Here is a 21,077-nt window from a genome sequence, read left to right as displayed (position 1 = left end):
CCTGGCCGGGCCAGGTGCCAGCGGCAGTGCCACTTTCCTGTGTGACCCATGTTTGACCTCAGCATCCTTTTCCCCTCCCTGCTCAACGGTGTGACCACCGGCGCGGTCTATGCGCTGATCGCGCTGGGGCTGACCCTGATCTACGGTGTGCTGCACATCATCAACTTCGCCCATGGGGCGGCCCTGATGATCGCGCTGTATGCCGTCTACATGCTCAAGCAGCATCTGGGCATCGACCCCTACCTGGCGCTGCCTCTCGTGGTGCCCGGCATGTTTGTGCTCGGTTATGCGCTGCAGCGCCTGATCATCAACCGCGCCAGCCACGGCAAGGACGAAAACATCCTGCTGGTGACGCTGGGGCTGTCCATCATCATGGAGAACGCGGCCCTGCTGTTCTTCAAGTCCGACACCCGTACCATCGATACGGCCTACACGCTGACCACGGTGGCCATCGGCCCGGCCATGATTGCGTTGCCCAAGCTGGTGGCCTTCGCCGGTGCGCTGGCGGTGTCCGGCCTGCTGCTGTGGATCGTGGGCAAGACCGATCTGGGCCGCGCCATCCGCGCGGTCGCCAGGGAAAAACACGGGGCCAAGCTCATGGGCATCGACGTTGACCATGTGTATGCCATGAGTTTCGGCATCGGCCTGGCCTGTCTCGGGGCCGCCGCCTGCTTCCTGCTGCCGGCCTATTACGTGAACCCGCAGGTCGGCAGCGGCTTTGTGCTGGTGTCCTTCACCATCGTGGTGCTGGGCGGCATGGGCAGTTTTGGCGGCGCCTTGCTCGGCGGCCTGCTGATTGGCGTGGTTGAGTCGCTGGGCGGCCTGTACCTCGGGGAGTCACTCGGACAGATCGGTATTTTTGCCATCTTCATTGCGGTGCTGCTGTTTCGCCCACAGGGCCTGTTTGGAGCCAAGGCATGAGAAGCGGCGTGAAAGACCTGACCGGCATTGTGCTGTTTGTCGCGCTGGTGGCCAGCATTCCGCTGGTAACCGATTCCGGCGTGATCCTGAACTTCGTGATGATGGCGCTGTATGCGGCCCTGCTGGCCCAGGCCTGGAACATCCTGGGCGGTTTTGGCGGGCAGTTCTCGTTTGGTCACGCCTTGTTCTTCGGCACCGGCGCCTACATCCAGGCGATCGCGCAGTTGCAGGGCGGGCTCAACGCCTGGATGGCCCTGGGCCTGGCGGTGGCCGGCAGCGCCGGCGTCGGCGTGTTTGTCGGCGCCCTGTCGTTTCGTTATGGCCTCAAGGGCTCGTATTTCGCGCTGGTCACGCTGGCCTTTGCCGAGGTGTTCCGCATCCTGGCGCTGTCCGTGCCGTTTACCGGCGCCGGCGTGGGCCTGATGCTGCCGCTGCAGGAATCCTTTGCCAACATGCAGTTCGGATCGCGCAAGGGTTATATCTATCTCGTGCTGGGTTTTGTAGCGGCCGCGTTGCTGGTGAGCTGGTGGCTCAAGAACTCGCGCTTTGGCGCCTACCTGCAGGCGGTACGCGACAACGAGGACGCGGCGCGCGCGATTGGCGTCAGTCCCTTCGGCATCAAGCTCGGCGCGATTGCGCTGTCGGGCGGTTTCATGGGGGCGGGCGGCGCCTTCTATCTGCAGGTATTCCAGTACATCGACCCGGGCATTGCCTACGGCGCGCAGACCTCGGTAGAGGCGCTGGTCGCCGCCATCGTCGGCGGCCTGGGCACGCTCTGGGGCCCGGTGCTGGGCGCTCTGGTGTTGCATGTGCTGGCCGACATCACGCGCAACCTGTTCGGCGAGTTGCCCGGCATCAACATGGTGATTTATGGCGTGGTTCTGGTGGCGATCGTGATGTTCATGCCGCGTGGCATAGGCGGACTCGGCGCGACGGCCAGATCGCTGTGGCGCGGCCGTGGACTGAAGAAAGGAGGCCGCGGTGGCTGATTCCCTGCTCTCCATCCAGGGCCTGTCCAAATCCTTTGGCGGACTGCAGGCCGTGCAAAACGTGAGCCTGGAGGTTCCCCGGGGAAGCCTGACGGCCCTGATCGGCCCCAACGGCGCGGGAAAAACCACCCTGTTTGCGTTGATGTCCGGCTTCCTCAAACCCGACAGCGGCAGCGTGGTGTTCGACGGCCAGGACATCACTGGCCGCGCGCCGCACCTCAATGCGCGCCAGGGCATGACGCGCACCTTCCAGATCGTGCAGCCGTTCGCCACCCAGACCGTGCGCGAGAACATTGCCGTCGGCGCTCACCTGCATCTGAAGGACAGGCGCAGCGCGCTGAGCCAGGCCGAGGAGGTCGCCGCCCGCGTCGGCCTGGCGGCGCTGCTCGACAAACCGGCGTCAGACCTGACAGTGGCCGGCCGCAAGCGGCTCGAGCTCGCGCGGGCGCTGGCCACCCGGCCGCGCCTGCTGCTGCTTGACGAGGTGCTGGCCGGCCTGAACCCGCAGGAAATTGCCGAGATGATTCCGGTGGTGCGCGGCATTGCGCAAAGCGGCGTGACCGTGCTCATGATCGAACATGTGATGCAGGCCGTGATGAACCTGGCGCAGCATGTCTGGGTGCTGGCCCAGGGCCAGCTGATTGCGCAAGGCACGCCGGCCGTGGTTACCGCCGACGAGAGGGTGGTCGAAGCATACCTGGGCCACGGCACGGCCGCGCGTCTGCGTGCGGCGGCCTTGGCCGCAACGGGGGGAGGCTCCGCATGAGCCCGTTATTGGAAATCCGCGGGCTGCGCGGAGGTTACGGCCAGGTCGAAGTGCTGCGCGGTGTGGACCTGACCGTCCAGGCCGGTGAAACCGTGGCGCTGCTGGGCAGCAACGGCGCCGGCAAGTCCACGCTGAACAACGTGATCTGCGGCATCTATCCTGCCTGGGCCGGCAGCGTGTTGTTCGACGGCCAGGACCTGAGCCGCGCACATTACCGCGATGTGGTGAAAGCCGGCCTGATCCAGGTGCCGGAAGGGCGCAAGGTGTTTCCCAACCTCACGGTGCTGGAAAACCTCGAGCTCGGCTCCTTCACGCGTGCGCGTGAGCGCCGCGCCGCCAACCTCGAGAAGGTCTTCGGCATTTTTCCGCGCCTCAGGGAACGCCTGCCGCAGCTGGCCGGCACCATGAGCGGCGGCGAGCAGCAGATGCTGGCGATCGGCCGCGGCCTGATGGCCGAGCCGCGCCTGCTGATTCTCGACGAACCGTCGCTGGGCCTGTCGCCGCTGCTGGTCGACGAGATGTTCGGGCTGATCCGCAAACTGCACGACGACGGCCTGGCGGTGCTGCTGGTGGAGCAGAACGTCGGCCAGTCGCTGGAAATTGCCGACCGGGCCTATGTCATGGAAAACGGCAGCATCCGTTTTTCGGGCCAACCGGCGGAGCTGCTGGGCAGCGACGAGTTGCGCCGCGCCTACCTGGGCCTTTGACTTCTGATGCCTGATTCTGATGCTGGTTCCGATACTGGTTCTGGAGACTGAACATGAAACGTCGTGACATTCTGCTTTCGTCGGCCGCGCTGCTGGCTGCGGGCGTGCATGCGCAGGCCGCGCCCACACGCATCCTGGTCGGCGCGCCGGCCGGCGGTTCCACCGACACGCTGGCCCGCACGCTGGCCACCGAACTGGGGCGCCTGCTCGGGAAAACCGTGATTGTTGAAAACCGGCCCGGTGCCGGCGGCAACATCGCGGCGGAAGCCGTGGCCAGGGCTGCGCCCGATGGCAACACGCTGCTGATGAGTTTCACCAGCCACGCCATCAATGCCTCGCTGTATCCCTCATTGCCGTTTGACCCGATCCGCGACTTCACGCCGCTGACCTGCGTGGCGACCTCACCTTCGGTCCTGGTGGCCCACCCTTCGGTGCCGGCCAAAGACGTGCGCGAGCTGATTGCTCTGGCCAAGGCCAGGCCGGGACAGCTCAACTTTGCCATTGGAGCGGTGGGCTCGTCGCTGCATCTGGCGGGCGATCTGTTCAAGATGCAATCGGGCGCCTTCATCGTGAACATTCCCTACCGCGGTACGGCACCGGCGATCCAGGACGTGATCGCCGGGCAGGTCGAACTGATGTTTGCCGCGATCGGCAATGCGCAGGCGCAAGTGAAAGCCGGCAAACTCAAGGCGCTGGGCGTGACCAGCAGCAAGCGCCTGCCGGCCTTTCCGGACGTGCCCGCGATTGCCGAAGTGCTGCCCGGTTACGAGTCGAGCGCGTGGTTCGGCCTGTTCGGCCCGGCGCGCATGGCCCCCGAGCTCGCCAAACGCATCAGCGATGCCGCGCGGCAGGCGATTGCCGCACCCGAGGTGCGCCGCCGGCTCGATGCCGAAGGGGCCGTGCCTGTCGGCAATTCGCCAGAAGAATTCTCGAAGTTCGTGCAGGGTGAAATCCAGCGCTGGGCCCGGGTGGTGAAGTTCTCGGGAGCCAAACCGGAATGAAAGAACCTGTTCCACAGACCCTCGCGCAAAAACTGATCGCCCGGGCGGCCGGACGTTCGTCGGTCTCACCCGGCGAGATTGTGACCTGCCGGGTGGATCTGGCGATGTTTCACGATTCGTCCGGTCCGCGCCGGCTCAAGCCCATGCTGGAAGAGCTTGGCGCGCAGATCTGGGACAAGTCGCGCGTCGTGCTGGTGATGGACCACTACGTGCCCGAGCGTGACGATGAGTCGCGCAGGATCGTGCGAATTGCGCGGGACTGGGCGCGTGAGCAGGACCTGCCCCATGTGTACGACAGCCAGGGCATCTGCCATGTGGTGGTGGCCCAGCACGGGCACATCCGGCCCGGCATGTTCTGTGTCGGCGGTGACTCGCATTCACCGACAGGCGGGGCGTTTGGCGCCTACATGTTCGGCATCGGCAGCACCGAGATGCTGGGCGTGGTGGTGACGGGCGAGATCTGGCTGCGTGTGCCGCAGACCCTGCAGATGTATTGGCACGGCCACCTGCAAAAAGGCGTAACCGCCAAAGACATGATGCTGCACATGATTGGCCGCTTCGGCATGAACGGCGGGCAGTACCAGGCGGTGGAATTCGCCGGTCCCGCCGTCCACGCGCTAGCCATGCAGGAGCGCATGACACTCTCCAACATGAGTGCCGAGCTCGGCGCGCAGGTCGGCCTGATCGCGCCCGACGAGGTCACCGCAGCGTGGTTGCAGGCCGCCGGCACGCCGGCCAGCGAACTCGGTGACCTGAGCCGCTGGCAGAGTGACGAAGGCGCCGCCCTGACGCGCCACGAATTTGATGCGGGTGCGCTTTCGCCATTTGTGGCCGCGCCGCACAGCCCGGCCAATGCGGAGGTGGTGGGCCGATTCATCGGCACCCCGGTGGACGTGGCCTACATCGGCGCCTGCACCGGCGCCAAACTCGACGACCTGCGCGCCGCCGCCGAGGTGCTGCGCGGCCGGCGTGTGGCCAGTGGCGTGCGCCTGATGGTGGCGCCGGCCAGCCAGAAAGACCAGAACGCCGCCCGCGAAGAGGGCGTGCTGCAGGTGCTGCTCGATGCCGGTGCCGAGCTGTTTCCCACCGCCTGCGGCGCCTGCGCCGGTTATGGCGAGACCATGGGCGACAACACCACGGTAATCTCGAGCACGGCGCGCAACTTCAAGGGCCGCATGGGGTCGACAACCACGCAGGTCTACCTGGCCTCACCCTACACCGTGGCCGCCTCGGCGCTGCGCGGCGTGATCACTGATCCACGGGAGGTGCTGGCATGACCCAGGCTGCGACGACCCATCGTGTCTGGAAGCTGGGCGCTGACGTTGACACCGACGTGCTGGCGCCCGGCCATGCCATGAAACACGGTATTGACAGGATTGCCACCTACTGCCTCGAATCCGTGCGCCCTGAATTTTCGACACAGGTTCGCCCGGGCGACGTGATCGTGGCCGGCCCCAACTTCGGCATTGGCTCCTCGCGCGAGCAGGCGGCCGCGGTGCTGGTCAAGCTCGGTGTGGCAGCAGTGATTGCGCCCTCGTTCAGCGGCCTGTATTTCCGCAACGCCTTCAATGTCGGCCTGTTGCTGCTGACCTGCCCTGAGGCTGATCGCTTGCAGGAGGCCGGACAGGTCACGCTCGACACAGAAAATCTCGCGGTGATCTCAGGCGCCGGCGAGCGCCTGGCCTGTGAACCCATCCCCGACTTCCTGCTCGACATGGCGCGCAGCGGCGGACTGATGAACCAACTGCGAATCCGATTTGGCAAGGAGCCTGAACATGTCTGAGATTTCCCCGGGGCCGGCGATGGACCCCGTCACGCTGGCGGTCCTCAGGGGCCGTCTCGAACAGGTCGCCGACGAGATGGACGCCACGCTGTACCGCAGCGCCTTCAACCCCATCATTGCCGAAGCGCACGACGCCTGTCACGGCCTGTATGACGCCACCTCGGGCGACACGCTGGTGCAAGGCAAGTCCGGCCTGCCGGTGTTTGTCGGCGCCATGGCCTTTGCGGTGCGCGCGGCGGCCCGGGTGGCGCGCGAGCGCAGCAAACCCGATGATCCGCACGCCGGCATGGCCGACGGTGACACCTGGCTGTTCAATGACCCTTACGAGGGCGGCACCCATGCCAATGACTTCAAGCTGGTGCGGCCTTTTTTCCGCGGCGGCAAGCTGTTTTGTTACCTCGCTTCTGCCGCGCACTGGCACGATGTCGGTGGTGCGGTGCCCGGCAACTACAACCCGGCGGCCACCGAATGCTGGCAGGAGGCGGTGCAGATTCCACCCGTGCGTGTCGTCCGCGCCGGCGCGCTGGACGCCGATGTGCTGGCCATTTTGCAGGCCAACACCCGGCTGCCCGACAGCCTCTGGGGCGACCTCAACGGCCAGCTCGCCGCGCTGGAGCTCGGCGTGCGGCGCCTGCACGGCCTGCTCGACGAATATGGCGATGCGCTGGTGCTGCAGGCCATGGGGGAGCTGCGCGCGCGCGCCGTGCGGCTGATGCGCTCGCACATCGCCTCGCTGCCCGACGGTCGCTACTCGTTCAGCGACATCCTGGACAACGACGGCGTCAAGGACGAGCCACTGACGATTGCGCTGGACATGACGGTGCAGGGCGAACGTTTGACGCTTGATTTTTCACGCAGCTCGCCGCAGTGCGCCGGCCCGGTCAATATCTCGCGCGCCACGGCGATTGCCGCCTGTTATGTCGCGCTCAAGCACCTGTTCCCCGACGTGCCGGCCAATGCCGGCGTGCTCGACGCGGTGGACTTCGTCCTGCCCGACGGCCTCGTCATCAGCGCGGCGCGGCCGCGGCCCGTGGGGGGCTACACCGAGACCATCTTGCGCATGATCGACGTGATTTTCAGTGCGGCGGCGCAGGCCGACCCGACACGCGCCGTGGCCCAGGCCTACGGCACCATCAATGCGCTGTCCATCGCAGGACACCGCACGGACGCTGCCCGCAAGGGTCAGCGCTGGGTGATGTTCAGCTTCTTCGGCGGCGGCCACGGCGGTCATTCCGGCGGTGACGGGCTGAGCCACGGCAATGCGCCTATCTCCACCGCCACCATCCCGCCACTGGAGATTCTGGAAGCCGCCTACCCGGTGCGCTTCACCGAATGGTCACTGCGCGCCGACTCCGGCGGCGACGGCCAGTTCCGCGGTGGCCTGGGCGCGAACTACGAAATCGAACTGCTGGAGCAGGACGCCGAGGTCTTCATCTTCGGCGAACGTGGCAAGTCCGCGCCCAAAGGGATTGCCGGCGGCGGCGAGGCTGCGGTCAATGTCTTCAGCTACGAGAACAACCATGAATGGAAAACACCCCCTATGGTTTCGAAGATGGTCGGCATCAAGCTGAAGAAAGGCGAACGTGTGCGCTTGCAGACGCCGGGCGGCGGTGGCTACGGCGCGCCTGCGGATCGTTTGCAGGCTGCGCGTGAACGCGATCTGGCGCTGGGTTACGTGACGGCAGGCGCTGCGAAGAAGGAGGGCGTATGAGCACTCCAGGCGGTCTGGTTGTCGGCGTTGATGTGGGTGGCACCTTCACCGACCTGTTTGTGCTGGACGAAGCCAGCGGCACTGCGCGCATCGTCAAGGTGCCTTCCACACGCGGCGAGGAAGCGCGCGGTTTCATGAACGGTGTGGCGCGTGTCGCCGACTCGGCGGCCAGCATAAGCACCATCGTGCACGGCACGACGGTGGGCACCAATGCGCTGCTCGAACGCAAGGTGGCGCGCACCGGCATCATCACCACGCGCGGCTTCCGCGATGTGATCGAGATGCGCCGGCGTGACCGCCCGCAGACCTGGGGACTGCGCGGCAGTTTCGAGCCCATCGTGCCACGCGACCTGCGGCTGGAAGTTGACGAACGTGTGCTGGCTGATGGCAGTATCCACACTGCCGTGGACCTGGAGCAGGTGCGCACCCAGGCCAAGGCCTTGCTGGCCGCGGGCTGCGAGGCGGTCTGCGTGTTTTTCATCAACACCTATGCGAACCCGGCCAATGAACGCGCCGCCGTCGCGGCCGTGCGCGAACTCTGGCTCAACGCCCATGTGACCGCCGCCAGCGAAGTATTGCCGGAGATCCGCGAGTTCGAACGCTGCTCCACGGCCACGCTCAACGCCGCGCTGCAACCGGTGGTCGGCAGCTACCTCACGCGCCTGGAGTCCGACCTGCGCGGCCAGGGTTTTGCCGGTGAGCTGCTGATTGTGCAAAGCAACGGCGGCGTGATGTCGCGCCAGACCGCCTGCGACGTGCCGGTGCGCACCGCGCTGTCGGGCCCGGCGGCCGGCGTGATTGCCTGTGCGGCGATTGCCCGCTCTGCCGGTTTCCCCAACGCCATCACCGGTGACATGGGCGGCACCTCGTTCGACGTGTCGCTGGTCGCCAAGGGGGAGGCAGCGCTGTCGGCGCAGACCTCCATCGAGTTCGGCATGGTGGTGCGTTCACCCATGATCCAGATCGAGACCATAGGCGCCGGCGGCGGCTCCATTGCCTCGGTCGATGCCAGCGGCATGCTGCAGATCGGCCCCGAGTCGGCCGGCAGCAACCCGGGCCCGGCCTGTTACGGCCGCGGCAACACACGCCCGACCGTGACCGACGCCAACGTGCTGCTGGGCCGGATTGCTGCCGACCGCCCGCTCGGTGGCGGCCTGCTTGCCGCCATGGACGCCGGCAAGGCGCGCGCCGCGATCGAGCAGCATGTGGCGCAGCCCCTGGGGCTGGACGTGATGGCTGCGGCCGAAGCCATTTTGACGGTGGCCAACGCCAAGATGGCAGGTGCGATCCGCGTGGTGTCCATCGAACGCGGGCACGATCCACGCAACTTTGCCTACATGCCTTTTGGCGGCGGTGGCGCGCTGCATGTGTGCGCCATGATGCGCGAGGTCGGTGTGACCACCGGCATTGTCCCGCGTTACCCCGGCGTCACCTCGGCCCTGGGCTGCGTGATGGCCGACATGCGGCACGACGCGGTGCAGACCCTGAACAAGGGCCTGGCGGAGTTGGATATTGCCGATCTGCGCCAGCGCATCACCACCGTCGCGGCGGCCTGCCAGCAGCGGCTGGACTCGGCCGGCGTGCGTTTCTCCGAGGTGCAGGAAGTCATTGCGCTGGACATGCTGTACGCAGGTCAGACCCACACGGTGCAAGTGCCCCTGCCGGTGACGCAGGTCGAGTTGATCACCACGGCGGTGATTCAGATCGCCTTTGAAGCGGCTTACCTCGCAGCCTTTGGCCGCGTGCTGACCGGCATCGCGATACGCGTCATGAACCTGCGTTACGCCCGCATCGGCGTGCGGCCCAAGTTCGACCTCGCGGTGCTGGCCCCGACGGGCGCCGGCTCCACGGAACCCAGCGGCGAGCAGCAGGTGTTCCATGCCGGGCGCTGGTGGGCGGCGGTGCGTTACCCGCGCCTTGATTTACCGGTCGGTGCGCGCATCAACGGCCCGGCCATTCTGGAGCAGCCCGACACCACGGTCTGGCTGGAGCCCGGCTTTCATGCGACGGTGGACAGCTTTGGCAACCTGCTGGTCAAACCCTCATGAAGCCATCACCGAAAAAAATTGCGCTGATCATTGTGGATCTGCAAAACGATTTCCTCGCGCCCGAGGGCGCCTATGCGCGCGGGGGCGCCGCCAGCGCGGCCGCGCGTGAACTGCCCGGCCGCGTGGCCGGTGTGGCGCGCGCTGTCAAGGCCGGCGGCGGCCTGGTGGCGGCCAGCCAGTTCACGCTCTGGCCCGACGCCCAGGGCGAGCCCATGATCTCGCCGCACCTCCTGGCCCTGCGCCCGTTTCTGCGCCGCGGCGATTTCGCCCCCGGCAGCGCGGGCCAGGCCAATGTGCCCGAGCTGCAGCCCCTGATTGATGTGTCGGTCTGCAAGGTCGCCTACTCGGCGTTTTTCAACACCCAGCTCGACTGGGTACTGCGCCATGCGGGCATAAACACCGTGGCGGTCTGCGGCATCGTCACCAACGGCGGCGTGGCCAGCACGGTGCGTGATGCCCACATGCGCGAATACCACACCATCGTGCTGAGCGACGGCTGCGCGGCCTTCAAGCCCGAAATCCATGCCACGGCCCTGGCCGACATGGGCAGCATCGCGCAGGTGATGCGCTGTGAAGAATTTATCCAGTCGCTGTCATGACATTGCCCGTGATTCGCCGCGCCGAGCGCATGGACGCCCCGGTTCATGTGCCGGTCGCGATTGTGGGTGCCGGTGCCTGCGGCCTGACCGCGGCGCTGATGCTGCGCGACGCCGGCATCGAATGCGTGGTGCTCGAGCGCGACGCCGTGCCCAGCGGTTCGACCGCGCTGTCCTCGGGTTTTGTGCCCGCTCCGTGCACGCGTGTGCAGCAATCGAAAAGCATTGACGACAGCCCGCAGCTTTTTGCCGCCGACATCCAGGCCAAAGCCCATGGCACGGCGGCGCCGCACCTGGCCACGGCTTATGCCGAGGCGATCGGACCGGCGATGGACGCCCTGCAGGCCAGGCACGGGCTGGACTTTGTGCTGCTCGATGATTTTCTCTACCCCGGTCACAGCCGGCACCGCATGCACGCCGTGCCGGAAAAAACCGGTGCCGGCCTGATGGCGCGCCTGCAGCAGGCCGCCGAAACGGCCGACGTTCCCACCGTGACCCGCGCGCTGGTGCGCGAGCTCTGGCTCAATGAGCGCGATGAAGTTCTGGGCGTCACCTACGAGCGGCCCGACGGTACGCTGGAGCAGCTGTCCTGTGACGCGCTGATCCTGGCCTGCAATGGCTTTGGCGGCAATGCCGCCATGGTGCAGCAGCTTTTGCCCGAGATGAAAGACGCTACCTTTGCCGGCCACACCGGCAACGACGGCAGCGCCATCGCCTGGGGCCGCGCGCTGGGCGCGCGTCTGGCCGACCTCGGCGGTTACCAGGGCCACGGCTCATGGGCCGTGCCGCAGGGCGCGCTGGTCTCCTGGGCGCTGATGATGGAAGGCGCGGTACAGATCAATGCACTGGGCCGGCGCTTTCACGACGAGACCGGCGGTTATTCGGAAGCTGCCGTGCAGGTGCTGGCACAGCCCGGCAGCGTGGCCTGGAATGTGTTCGACGAAGCCTTGCTGGCCTTCGCGCGCAGCTTTCCCGATTTCTGCGCGGCCGAAGCCGCCGGTGCGCTCAAACGCTGCGAGAACGAGGCCGCGCTGGCCGCGTTGATCGGCTGCGATGCCGGCGCCTTGCACGCCACGCTGGCCATGGTGGCCCCTGGCGCCGCAGCGCCCGACGGTCGTGTTTTCAAGCGCGTATTGCAAGCGCCTTTTTACGCGGTCAAGGTCACGGGGGCGCTGTTTCACACCCAGGGCGGGCTCGATATCGACGCCCATTGCCACGTGCTGCATGAAGACGCGAGACCTTTCAAGAATCTGCTGGCCGCCGGTGGCGCGGCGCGCGGTGTTTCGGGCAACGTGGTCTGGGGCTACCTCTCGGGCAACGGCCTGCTCAGCGCGATTGCGGGCGGCTACATCGCGGCGCGCAGCGCGGCCACGCTACTGGAAACCAAGCCATGAATCCAAGCCTTTCCTTGAAGCAGCGCCTGGCGCAAACCCAGGCCGTGCTCGCCCCCGGTGTCTACGACGCGCTGAGCGCGCTGGTGGCCGAGCAGGCCGGCTTCGAGGCGCTTTATCTGTCGGGTGCCTCGATGGCCTACACGCGCCTGGGCCGCTCCGATGTGGGCTTGACGACCTTCACCGAGGTGGCCGACACGTTGGCCCGCATCACCGAGCGGGTGAGCCTGCCGGTCATCGTTGATGCCGACACCGGTTTTGGCAATGCACTCAATGTCATGCGCACCGTGCGGGGTTTCGAGCGCGCCGGCGCGGCCATGATCCAGATCGAAGACCAGACCTTTCCCAAACGCTGCGGCCACCTCGACGGCAAGGCCGTGGTGCCGGTGCAGGAGATGGTCGGCAAGCTCAAGGCCGCGCTGGATGCCCGCACCAGTGCCAACACGCTGATCCTGGCGCGCACCGACGCCATTGCGGTCGAGGGCCTGGACGCCGCGCTGGAGCGCGCCGAGCGTTATTTCGAATGCGGCGTGGACGCTCTGTTCATCGAAGCGCTGCGCACGCCGGAGCAGATGGACACGGCCTGCGCGCGTTTTGCGGGGCGCATCCCCATGCTCGCCAACATGGTCGAAGGCGGCAAGACCCCGGTGCAAAGCGCCACCGAACTGGGGGCCCGCGGTTTTCGCATCGTCATTTTCCCCGGAGGCACGGTGCGTGCTGTGACGCACACGCTGCAGGGCTACTACGCCAGCCTGCACCAGCACCAGACCACGGCGCCCTGGCAGAAACAGATGCTGGATTTTGATGGCATCAACGAGGTCATCGGCACGGACCAATTGATGGCGGACGGCAGGCGCTACGAATAGGCAAGTCAGGCGTTACACACGCTGAAGCACCATGGGCGCTCCCGAACTTGCACCGCCGGCTTCCGCCAGAGCCCGTTCTGCGGCGATCAGAACGGTTGCGCTGTTCGAAGCTTTCAAAGGCGCAGTAGTTTTGTTGGCCGGCAGCGGCCTGCTGCTACTGATTCACACCGACGTGCATGCCGCGGCGGCCAGGCTCATCGAACATTGGCACCTGAACCCGGCCTCGCGTTACCCGCAGATTTTTCTGCAAGCTGCGTCCAACCTGCAGGACAGCCGGCTGACGCTGCTGGCCGCCGGTGCGGCGCTGTATGCGCTGGTGCGTTTCGTCGAAGCCTGGGGTCTGTATGGCGAGAAAGCCTGGGCCGAGGTTCTGGCGGCGGTCAGCGGTGGCGTTTACGTGCCGTTTGAAGTTGTCGAAATCCTGCGCCAGCCAAGCTCGCATGGTGTGTTGCTGCTCATCGTCAACCTGGTTGTTGTGGCGTTGATGGTCGGGGCGCTGCTGCAACGTCGCAAGCGTGGCGGTCACCCTGCGGACTGATCCTGCGCCGTCAATGCTCCTGATCTGATAGCTGCTGGCGCACGCACTGATTGGGCTACAGGCACTTTCTGCGTGAAATCAGGCGCGCCGCCGTGCCATGTAAAACCACTCCTGCCCCGGTTCGGCGCGCGGGTTGGGAAACACCACGAAGCCGTCGTGTGGCGCCTTGACTTCCACGCCGCTGTGGCGCACGCCGATCAGCTCGCCGGCCTGCACCGCGTCAAAGCTGCGCCACTCGCGGCTGAAGCGGTCGTCCGCGTGTTCACGGTCCGTCATATCGACCAGGCGCAAAATCTCACGCTCGGCAGTTAGGGCTTCCATCGGCTGCGACACCATGCCCAGCAGCGCCAGCGTCTGCAAAATCGCGTGGCGCGCCACCTTGATGCCTTGCGGGTCGTCATGCTGGCCGCATTCCAGCGTCACCCCGTAGCCGCCGCGTGAACGCATGTACTCGGTGGTGCCGACGCCGTAGTTCGGGTTGGTCACCAGTGTCTGTGCACGGGCAGATCCCGCCGCTACCGGCGCCGCCGCGCGACGCGACACGCCACGCGCATAGGTGTCCAGCCAACCTTCCACAATACGCGGCGCGCCGGTGCACAGGGCCAGTTGCATTTCCGCTTCGGCCTGACTGAAAGGCTCCAGCGTGCCGCTGTTGTTCTGCGGGCCAATCATCACAAACGGTGCACCGCCGGTGTGGAAGGAATGCAGGTCCAGCAGCACGTCGTGCGCATCGAGCAACGGGCACAACACATTGGCGATGCGGTCCTCAAAATCCTGCGGAATCGCGCTCGGTGCCATGTTGCGGTTCAGGTTGCGGTCGCCGGTGCGCTGCTTGAGCTGGTAGGCCAGCGGGTTGGTGACCGGCACAAAAGTCACCGTCCCGCGTTCGATGGCGAGTTGGCCGCTGTCGATGTCCTGCAGCAGTTGCGTGATGGCTTTGGCGCCGCAGACTTCGTTGCCGTGCACGGCGCCAAGGACCAGCAACCTGGGGCCGGGGGCGAGGGCGTGGAAGGTGTGAGTGGGAAGGTGGGTGGGACGGGAGTCAGCTAAGGCAGGCATGGCAAGCTCTGTTTGTAGTTTTTGTGGCGGCTTAGGGGTCGCTGTTCTGCGGGGACCAGGCGGCTTCAGAGGGCAGGTTGCTGGATGGGACGCGCGCGTGGGATGTTGCCGCGCATGAAAAGAAAAAGCCGGCGAACCTGGTTGAGAGGTCGCCGGCTCGGGTGCTTGGCCGTGTGGCGGCGAGCCCTTCCGGGCCCATGCCAGCGGGCTTACTTGCTCAGCACCATCTGGCCGCGGATTTCGCCGCCAGGGAAAGTCGCGGTGTGGACGTTGGCGTACCAGAAGCCTGCCAGCAGATCACCGACCTGTGCCGGGGCAACGACGGCGCTGCCGGTTGCGCCGTTCGCGGCGCTTGGCCACGGCATCACCACACCGGCATTGGCGCTGGCAGCGGCGGGGCCGTGGAAGTGACCCGCTGATGCGGGGGCTGTGAGGCCCGAGTAGGTGACTCTCCAGCTCAGCACGCGGGTGTCTTTGTTGAAAGTAGCCTCGACCATGCCGGCGCCTGGGCTGGTGTTCGGTGGAACTTCGTTGGTGCCGCGCAGTTGGGTGGTCAGCTTGACGATGTTTGACGCGGCGGGCATGGGCTGTTGCATGGCGCAGCCGGCCATGCCGATGGCGGCAATGGAAGCGAACGAAAGTACGGCAAAGGAACGGCGGGTCGGCAAAATTTTCATATAAAAAAGCTCCTGTATGTGGAAGCTTCATTGTGCGCGAGTCGTCTTGCGATCCGCTTGGGACTAACCCCCGATGCACGAGCGCGCCGTGTTGTCTGGCCTGCCCGGCTCTTTCTTTGTTCAACCTGTGGCCAGGCTAGGCGGCGCAGCGTTCGCTGGCACTTCCAGTGCATCCATGTGCCGCCTCGCCACCGTGCGGCGGAGATGGCCTGGATGGGTAGATCGGTCATAATGCAACTCTATTGCGATAATTTCGTTGTCATCCCTCCATGTCGCCCGTACTTCCTCGCAGCAAATCCCCGTCCGACCCCATCGCCGCGCTGCTCTCCGCCCACGGCCTGCGTCGCACCAGTGCGTCGCATCGCGTTCTGGGATGGTTGCTGGCGCATCCGGACACCAGCTACACACATGCCCAACTGCAGGCTGCGTTGGCGGGTGAAGGTGATGCTGCGGGCGGTGCCGTGCTGGACCGCGTCACGCTGTACCGCCTGATCGACCGCCTGACCCAGGTGGGCCTGCTGCTGTGCCGCGTCGATGCCAGCAGGGTGCGGCGCTACCAGGCGATGCCGCCCGGGGTGCATGCGATGCCGCATTTCGAATGCCAGAGCTGCCACCGCGACAGCCCGCTGGAGAACGCGCTGCAAGCCAGTGCCGGTGACCTTGACAGGGCTGCACAGTCTGCACTCGAGGCGCTCAAAGCGCTGGGTTACCAGGGCATGAGTCTTGATTTTGCAGTGCGTGGCGTGTGTGCAGACTGCGCTACCGCCGCCAGAACCCAAGGCGCTCCCGCGTGATACGCACCCAGCAACTGGTTTACCGCTACCCCGGCGGCGCCGCGCTTCGTTTCGACGACATCGACGTAGCGCAGGGCGGCGTGTTGCTGCTGCGCGGCGCATCGGGTTCCGGCAAGTCCACCTGGCTGGCGCTGGCGGCTGGCTTGCTGAGCCCGGGCGGCGGCGACATCACGGTGGCCGGCCAGTCGCTGGCGGCGCTGGGCAAGGTCGCGGGCGATGCCTGGCGTGCGCGGACGATAGGCTTTCTGCCGCAGAAACTTCATTTGAGTGCTGCGCTGACAGTGCACGCCAACCTCGCGATCGCGCAGTGGGCCGCGGGGCGGGCGCAGGACGATGCGCGCATCCGGGATGCGCTCACCGCGCTCGGTGTGAATGAGCTCGCGGCGCGCAAGCCGGCGCAGCTTTCCGGCGGGCAGGCGCAGCGAGTGGCGCTGGCGCGGGCGGTGCTGCTGCAGCCCCAAGTGATCCTGGCCGACGAACCGACGGCCAGTCTGGACGACGATGCAGCGCGGCAGGCCCTTGAACTGCTGCAGGCCACGGCAAAGCGTTACGGCGCGACGCTGGTGATCGCCACGCACGATGCCCGGGTTGCGGCGAATCTTGATGATCAAATCGGCTTCCAGCCATTGTCCATCGGGCGCAAGCAGCTATGAAAACAGTAGCGCTTGCCTGGCGGTTCTTATGGTCCCGGCCGCTGTCGGCCGGGCTCAACCTGCTGTTGCTCAGTCTGGGCCTGGGGTCGCTGAGTTTTGTGCTCCTGGCCAGCCACCAGATCGACCAGGCCTTCGAGCGCGACCTGGCCGGCATCGATGTGGTGGTGGGCGCCAAGGGCAGCCCGATGCAGCTGATCCTGTCGGGCGTGTTCCACATTGACGCACCGACCGGCAACATACCGCTGGCCGCGGTGAAGGAACTCGAACAACACCCGCAGGTGGCGCAACTGATTCCTGTCAGCCTGGGCGACAGCTTGCGCGGCTTTCGCATTGTGGGCACCACGCCGGACTACCTGACGCATTACCATGCAGATTTTGCGCAGGGCAGCGTCTGGACGGCGCCGATGCAGGCGGTGCTCGGTGCGCAGGTGGCGAAGCAAACCGGCCTGAAGGTGGGCGACCGCTTCGCCGGCAGTCATGGCTTGGGCGGTGGCGGCGACAGCCATGGCCAGACGCCTTACGTGGTCAGCGGCGTTTTGGCCGCTAATGGCTCGGTGCTGGACCGGCTGGTGCTGACGGCGCTGGATTCTGTGTGGCGGGTCCATGAAGACCCCGCGGTGCTGGACGCTGAAGACCGCAGGGTGATGGAAGAAGAGCGCGAAGTCACGCTGGCGCTGATCCGCTACCGCACGCCGCTGGCGGCAGTGACCTTTCCGCGTTTTGTGAACAGTACGACGGAGATGCAGGCCGCCGCGCCGGCGCTGGAGATCACGCGGCTGCTGAGCATGATCGGTGTGGGCACAGACGTCATGCGCGCGCTGGCGGGGGTCTTGCTGCTGACGGCGGGCCTGAGCGTTTTCATCGCGCTGTGGAGCGCCGTGCGCGAGCGTCGCGCAGATCTGGCGCTGCTGCGTCTGCTGGGTGCGCCGCCGCACAAGGTGGCGGCGCTGCTGCTGTGTGAGGCGCTGTGGCTGGCGCTACTGGCGACCGTGATGGGACTGCTGGCCGCGCAGGAGCTGATGGCTGGGCTGGCCTGGTTTCTGCAACTGGATAAATCGATGTTGATCGGCGGGCTGTCGTGGCCGGCCGGGTTGTGGAGTGTCCCGGTGCTGGCGGTGGGTGTGGCGCTGCTGTCGGCGTTGTTGCCTGCGTACGAGGCTTACCGGGCTGATGTGTCTGAACTGCTTCAATCAAGGTGAATTCATGAAAAACAGGATGTCAAAAATGCTTCCAGCCCTTGCTGCACTTGCGCTGGCAGCTATTTTTTCGATAGCGCATGCGCAGCACAAGGACGCAGAAACCAAGGAAGACATCCAGCGCCACCGCGCCATGGCCGCCGCGCACGAGGCCGCCGCCAGATGCCTGGAGTCGGGCAAGAAGGAAGACGTCTGCATGAAAGAGCTGCAGACTTCCTGCAAAGGGCTGGCGGTGGGAAAATATTGCGGCATGAAACACGCGCATTGACGCGCCGCCACCGCAACGTTTCTGGAGAACCCATGAAAACCACTGCTCCCACCGCTTTCAGGATTTCGCCCTTGTTGCTGGCCTTGTTGCTGGCCGCCGCCGGCGCGCATGCGCAGCTGAGCTCGCCCCTGCCTGCCGGAAGCGGCAAGCCCGCGGCGGGCAAGGCGGCGCCTGCAGCACCGGACGGCCTGGCGTTGCCGGCCGGGCAGGGCGCGGGTGTGCATGGGGCCAACAGCCCGTATGCGCCGCTGGCCCCGCGTGCAGACGTGGTGCCCTGGTCGGTGCTGACCGACGTGAAAACCAAAAACGAGAAGAACCGCATCCTGCCGGTGTTCAATGAAGGCCAGCTCGGCATGAACGGCAAGACCCAGCGTATCCAGGGTTTCATGATGCCGCTGGAGCCGGGCAAGAAGCAGCGCCACTTCCTGCTCTCGTCGGTGCCGCTGACCTGTTCGTTCTGCCTGCCCGGGGGGCCGGAAAGCATGGTGGAGGTCAAGACCAGAACCCCGGTGGAATACAGCACGGAGGTGGTGGTGGTGGAAGGCCGCCTGCAGGTGCTGCACGACGACTCCTATGGCCTGTATTACCGCATCAATGATGCGGTGACGGTGAAGTAAGCCCGCATGGGTTACCGGCGCATGGCGTGGCGGGCAGCCTGGGTCTATCTGGCCCTGGTGCTGCTGCTTGCGCCGGTGCTGGGCCTGATGCACGGCGTGGTCCACAGGGCCGGCGGCCACCCGCAGGCTGCGCAGACGCAAACGCAAACCCAGGCAGTGCAAGCAGGCGACCATGCGTTCGGCCACGGCCACGGCTGGCTGGATGACCTGTTTTCGGCCCACATCAATGATTCCGATTGCCGCGTTTTCGACCAGCTTTGCCACAGCCAGGCGCCGCCCGCGCTGGCCCTGCTGGTGCTGCCCCTGGCGCTTTTGCCGTTTGTCTTTCACTTTCTGGAGGGCGAGGTACTCGCCCGTTGGGCCGCGCTTTTTGAAGCGCGCGGTCCGCCCCTGACTCGCTGAATCCCTTTCCCGAAGTCCCATGCAATGCCTGCCGGCAGCTGCATGGCGTTTCCGTCCTCCGATTCAACGAGTCCTCATGAAAAAACCATTTTCCCGGCCTGCCATTGGTGCGGCCACCCTGTCCCTGCTCGCGCTCGGCTGCTCGCTGGCCCACGCCCAGACAGCGGCGCCCAGCCTGAAAGAAATCACCGTCACCGGCAACCCGCTGGGTGCCACGGACCTGATCACCCCCGCCACGCAGTATTCGGGCGCCGGCCTGCTGCTGCGCTCCAGAACCACGCTGGGTGAAACGCTGGACGGCACGCCCGGCGTCAGCAGCACCTACTTCGGCCCCAACGCGAGCCGGCCCGTGATTCGCGGGCTGGACGGCGACCGTATCCGCATCCTGGCCAACGGCGGCGGTTCGCTCGATGCGTCCAGCCTGAGTTATGACCACGCGGTCACGGCCGACCCGATCAGCATCGAACGCATCGAGGTGCTGCGCGGCCCCGGCGCCCTGCTGTACGGCGGCAGTGCCGTCGGTGGTGTGGTCAACGTGATCGACAACCGCATTTCGCGCGAACCGCAGTTTGACGAGAAGGGCGGGATCAGCGGCAAGGCCGACCTGAGCCTGGCCAGCGGCAACTCGGAGCGCGGCAAGAGCGTGCTGCTTGAAGGCGGCAACCAGCGTTACAGCCTGCACGTGGACGCTTTTGACCGCCACACCAGCGACGTGAAAGTGCCGCGCGATCTCAATTGCACCACGGCCGGGGTCACCACCACAGCGCGGCGTATCTGCAACTCGGCCAGTGAGGTCAGCGGCGGGGCGCTGGGTGGCTCGGTGTTTTTCGACAACGGCTACCTGGGCGCCTCGGCCAGCAATTACCGCAGCACTTACGGCACGGTGGCCGAAGACGAGGTGACCATCGGCATGAACTCGGACCGTTATGCACTCGAAGGAGAAGTGCGCAACCTGGGCGGGCCTTTCCAGAGCATCAAGGGTCAGTACAGCCAGACCAACTACGGCCACACCGAATTCGAAGGCGCGACCGCCGGCACGGTGTTCAAGAACAAGGGCAGCGACTTCCGGCTGGAAGCGCGCCACGCCAGGCTCGGCAGGCTCGACGGCGTGATCGGTTTGCAGGCCGAGTCCAACCGCTTTTCCGCTGATGGCGCCGAAGCTTTTGCGCCCTACAGCAAGACGGCACAGTCGGCGGTGTTTGCGTATGAGGAGCTGGGCACGGACTGGGGCAGGCTGAGCCTGGGCGGGCGGCTGGAGTCGGTCCGGGTCGAGTCCTTCGGCAACCCGCTGGTGACGCGCTTCACGCCGGCAACGCGGGACTTCAAGCCCGGCAGTTATGCCTTGGGCGCGCTGTGGAATGCCGCGCCCGGCTGGCAACTGACCAGCAACCTAGCTTATACGGAACGCGCGCCGAAAGACTACGAACTGTTTGCCGACGGCCCGCACATTGCCACGGCCGCCTATGAAGTAGGCAACGCCAGCCTGACAAAAGAACAGTCGAGCAATCTCGATGTGGGTGCGGCCTGGAAGTCGGGCGGGCACAGCTTCAAGGTCAACAGCTATGTGAGCCGCTTCAAGAACTACATCGCGCTGAACCAGACGGCTGGCGTCAGACGCAATGCGGAAGATGGCACGGTCAATCCGGTGGAAGATGCGGGCAACCCGGGCTTCACCGCCACGGGTGCCGAATTCAAACCGCTGGCCGAATTCCGCTACGAACAGGTGCGGGCACGCTTTATCGGCATCGAGGCCAGCGGCAACATCCGCCTGCTGGAAGGCGCCTCGCAGGTGGACCTGGCGTTGCGCGGCGACATGGTGCGCGCCACCAACCTGAGCAACGGCCAGCCGCTGCCGCGCATTGCACCCTGGCGCGTGGGCGCTTCGCTGCTGTGGGCCAGCGGGCCCTGGGGCACCAGCCTCGGTTTCGACCACAACGCCGCCCAGAAGCGCGTGCCGGCACCGCCTGTGGGTGCCACGGGAGCCTACACGCTGTGGAACGCCGCCGCGTCTTACCGTGTCAAGGCCGGCGCCGCGACGCTGCTCTGGTATGCACGGCTGGACAACCTCACCGACAGGCTGGCCTACAGCGCGAG

Annotated in this window: 22 protein-coding genes; 20 read left to right on the top strand and 2 right to left on the bottom strand. The window is 66.1% G+C overall.

The annotated features are described in order from the left end of the window. Positions 1-48: 48 nt before the first annotated feature. From PSV33_RS02585 to PSV33_RS02525, 13 genes are read left to right on the top strand one after another with little or no spacing between them, the layout of a single operon-like run. Positions 49-921 (top strand): branched-chain amino acid ABC transporter permease, encoded by an 873-nt coding sequence (locus PSV33_RS02585; RefSeq protein ID WP_300558268.1) that lies wholly within the window; start codon positions 49-51, stop codon positions 919-921. Beyond that, complete coding sequence (locus tag PSV33_RS02580) at positions 918-1,910, top strand: branched-chain amino acid ABC transporter permease (protein ID WP_300558265.1); 993 nt, start codon at positions 918-920, stop codon at positions 1,908-1,910. The genes PSV33_RS02585 and PSV33_RS02580 overlap by 4 nt, the downstream gene beginning before the upstream one ends. Then, a complete protein-coding gene (locus tag PSV33_RS02575; protein WP_300558262.1) occupies positions 1,903-2,676 on the top strand; it encodes an ABC transporter ATP-binding protein in 774 nt (257 codons plus the stop codon). The genes PSV33_RS02580 and PSV33_RS02575 overlap by 8 nt, the downstream gene beginning before the upstream one ends. Next, positions 2,673-3,383 carry an ABC transporter ATP-binding protein gene (locus PSV33_RS02570; RefSeq protein WP_300558259.1) on the top strand — a complete coding sequence of 237 codons (711 nt, stop codon included), beginning with the start codon at positions 2,673-2,675 and terminating at the stop codon, positions 3,381-3,383. Before PSV33_RS02575 ends, PSV33_RS02570 begins: the two co-directional genes overlap by 4 nt. 53 nt (positions 3,384-3,436) lie before the next feature. Continuing rightward, a complete protein-coding gene (locus tag PSV33_RS02565) occupies positions 3,437-4,384 on the top strand; it encodes a tripartite tricarboxylate transporter substrate binding protein (RefSeq protein WP_300558256.1) in 948 nt (315 codons plus the stop codon). Then, positions 4,381-5,661, top strand: coding sequence for a 3-isopropylmalate dehydratase large subunit (locus PSV33_RS02560; RefSeq protein ID WP_300558253.1), 1,281 nt, complete (start codon positions 4,381-4,383; stop codon positions 5,659-5,661). Before PSV33_RS02565 ends, PSV33_RS02560 begins: the two co-directional genes overlap by 4 nt. Continuing rightward, complete coding sequence (locus PSV33_RS02555; RefSeq protein WP_300558250.1) at positions 5,658-6,167, top strand: 3-isopropylmalate dehydratase; 510 nt, start codon at positions 5,658-5,660, stop codon at positions 6,165-6,167. Before PSV33_RS02560 ends, PSV33_RS02555 begins: the two co-directional genes overlap by 4 nt. Beyond that, positions 6,160-7,878: a hydantoinase B/oxoprolinase family protein gene (locus PSV33_RS02550; protein ID WP_300558247.1), complete on the top strand. Its 1,719-nt coding sequence runs from the start codon at positions 6,160-6,162 to the stop codon at positions 7,876-7,878. Before PSV33_RS02555 ends, PSV33_RS02550 begins: the two co-directional genes overlap by 8 nt. Continuing rightward, positions 7,875-9,926: a hydantoinase/oxoprolinase family protein gene (locus PSV33_RS02545; protein ID WP_300558244.1), complete on the top strand. Its 2,052-nt coding sequence runs from the start codon at positions 7,875-7,877 to the stop codon at positions 9,924-9,926. Before PSV33_RS02550 ends, PSV33_RS02545 begins: the two co-directional genes overlap by 4 nt. Further along, positions 9,923-10,525 carry a cysteine hydrolase gene (locus PSV33_RS02540; RefSeq protein WP_300558241.1) on the top strand — a complete coding sequence of 201 codons (603 nt, stop codon included), beginning with the start codon at positions 9,923-9,925 and terminating at the stop codon, positions 10,523-10,525. The genes PSV33_RS02545 and PSV33_RS02540 overlap by 4 nt, the downstream gene beginning before the upstream one ends. Beyond that, positions 10,522-11,916: an FAD-dependent oxidoreductase gene (locus PSV33_RS02535; RefSeq protein ID WP_300558238.1), complete on the top strand. Its 1,395-nt coding sequence runs from the start codon at positions 10,522-10,524 to the stop codon at positions 11,914-11,916. The genes PSV33_RS02540 and PSV33_RS02535 overlap by 4 nt, the downstream gene beginning before the upstream one ends. Beyond that, positions 11,913-12,779, top strand: a complete 867-nt coding sequence (locus PSV33_RS02530; RefSeq protein WP_300558236.1) for an isocitrate lyase/PEP mutase family protein — start codon at positions 11,913-11,915, stop codon at positions 12,777-12,779. Before PSV33_RS02535 ends, PSV33_RS02530 begins: the two co-directional genes overlap by 4 nt. A 31-nt stretch (positions 12,780-12,810) precedes the next feature. Next, positions 12,811-13,317, top strand: a complete 507-nt coding sequence (locus PSV33_RS02525) for a DUF2127 domain-containing protein (RefSeq protein WP_300558235.1) — start codon at positions 12,811-12,813, stop codon at positions 13,315-13,317. A 78-nt stretch (positions 13,318-13,395) separates the two neighbouring features. On the opposite strand, the gene PSV33_RS02520 is transcribed toward PSV33_RS02525, so the two are convergent. Together PSV33_RS02520 and PSV33_RS02515 are read right to left on the bottom strand one after the other, a co-directional pair. Continuing rightward, positions 13,396-14,376: a succinylglutamate desuccinylase/aspartoacylase family protein gene (locus PSV33_RS02520; protein ID WP_300558232.1), complete on the bottom strand. Its 981-nt coding sequence runs from the start codon at positions 14,374-14,376 to the stop codon at positions 13,396-13,398. A gap of 209 nt (positions 14,377-14,585) precedes the next feature. Beyond that, a complete protein-coding gene (locus tag PSV33_RS02515) occupies positions 14,586-15,053 on the bottom strand; it encodes a CHRD domain-containing protein (protein ID WP_300558229.1) in 468 nt (155 codons plus the stop codon). Between the two features lie 269 nt (positions 15,054-15,322). Between PSV33_RS02515 and PSV33_RS02510 the strand changes: the two genes are divergently transcribed. From PSV33_RS02510 to PSV33_RS02480, 7 genes are all read left to right on the top strand, one after another. Further along, complete coding sequence (locus tag PSV33_RS02510) at positions 15,323-15,847, top strand: Fur family transcriptional regulator (RefSeq protein ID WP_300558227.1); 525 nt, start codon at positions 15,323-15,325, stop codon at positions 15,845-15,847. Beyond that, entirely contained in the window at positions 15,844-16,500 is a 657-nt protein-coding gene (locus tag PSV33_RS02505; RefSeq protein ID WP_300558224.1) for an ATP-binding cassette domain-containing protein, read from the top strand. The genes PSV33_RS02510 and PSV33_RS02505 overlap by 4 nt, the downstream gene beginning before the upstream one ends. Beyond that, on the top strand, positions 16,497-17,699 hold the full coding sequence (locus tag PSV33_RS02500; RefSeq protein ID WP_300558221.1) for an FtsX-like permease family protein: 1,203 nt from the start codon (positions 16,497-16,499) through the stop codon (positions 17,697-17,699). The genes PSV33_RS02505 and PSV33_RS02500 overlap by 4 nt, the downstream gene beginning before the upstream one ends. A 16-nt stretch (positions 17,700-17,715) precedes the next feature. Continuing rightward, a complete protein-coding gene (locus PSV33_RS02495; RefSeq protein WP_300558392.1) occupies positions 17,716-17,964 on the top strand; it encodes a hypothetical protein in 249 nt (82 codons plus the stop codon). Positions 17,965-17,996: 32 nt separating this feature from the next. Beyond that, positions 17,997-18,581, top strand: a complete 585-nt coding sequence (locus tag PSV33_RS02490; protein WP_300558218.1) for a DUF3299 domain-containing protein — start codon at positions 17,997-17,999, stop codon at positions 18,579-18,581. Between the two features lie 6 nt (positions 18,582-18,587). Beyond that, on the top strand, positions 18,588-18,983 hold the full coding sequence (locus PSV33_RS02485) for a hypothetical protein (protein ID WP_300558215.1): 396 nt from the start codon (positions 18,588-18,590) through the stop codon (positions 18,981-18,983). Positions 18,984-19,059: 76 nt separating this feature from the next. Continuing rightward, positions 19,060-21,077, top strand: a 2,018-nt coding sequence (locus tag PSV33_RS02480) for a TonB-dependent receptor (protein ID WP_300558212.1), incomplete at its 3' end; no start/stop codon positions are given.

It is taken from the genome of Polaromonas sp. (assembly GCF_029945895.1).
GTDB lineage: Bacteria > Pseudomonadota > Gammaproteobacteria > Burkholderiales > Burkholderiaceae_C > Polaromonas.
Note: the sequence above shows the minus strand (reverse complement) of the source record. Positions and strands in the feature narration are given on the sequence as shown.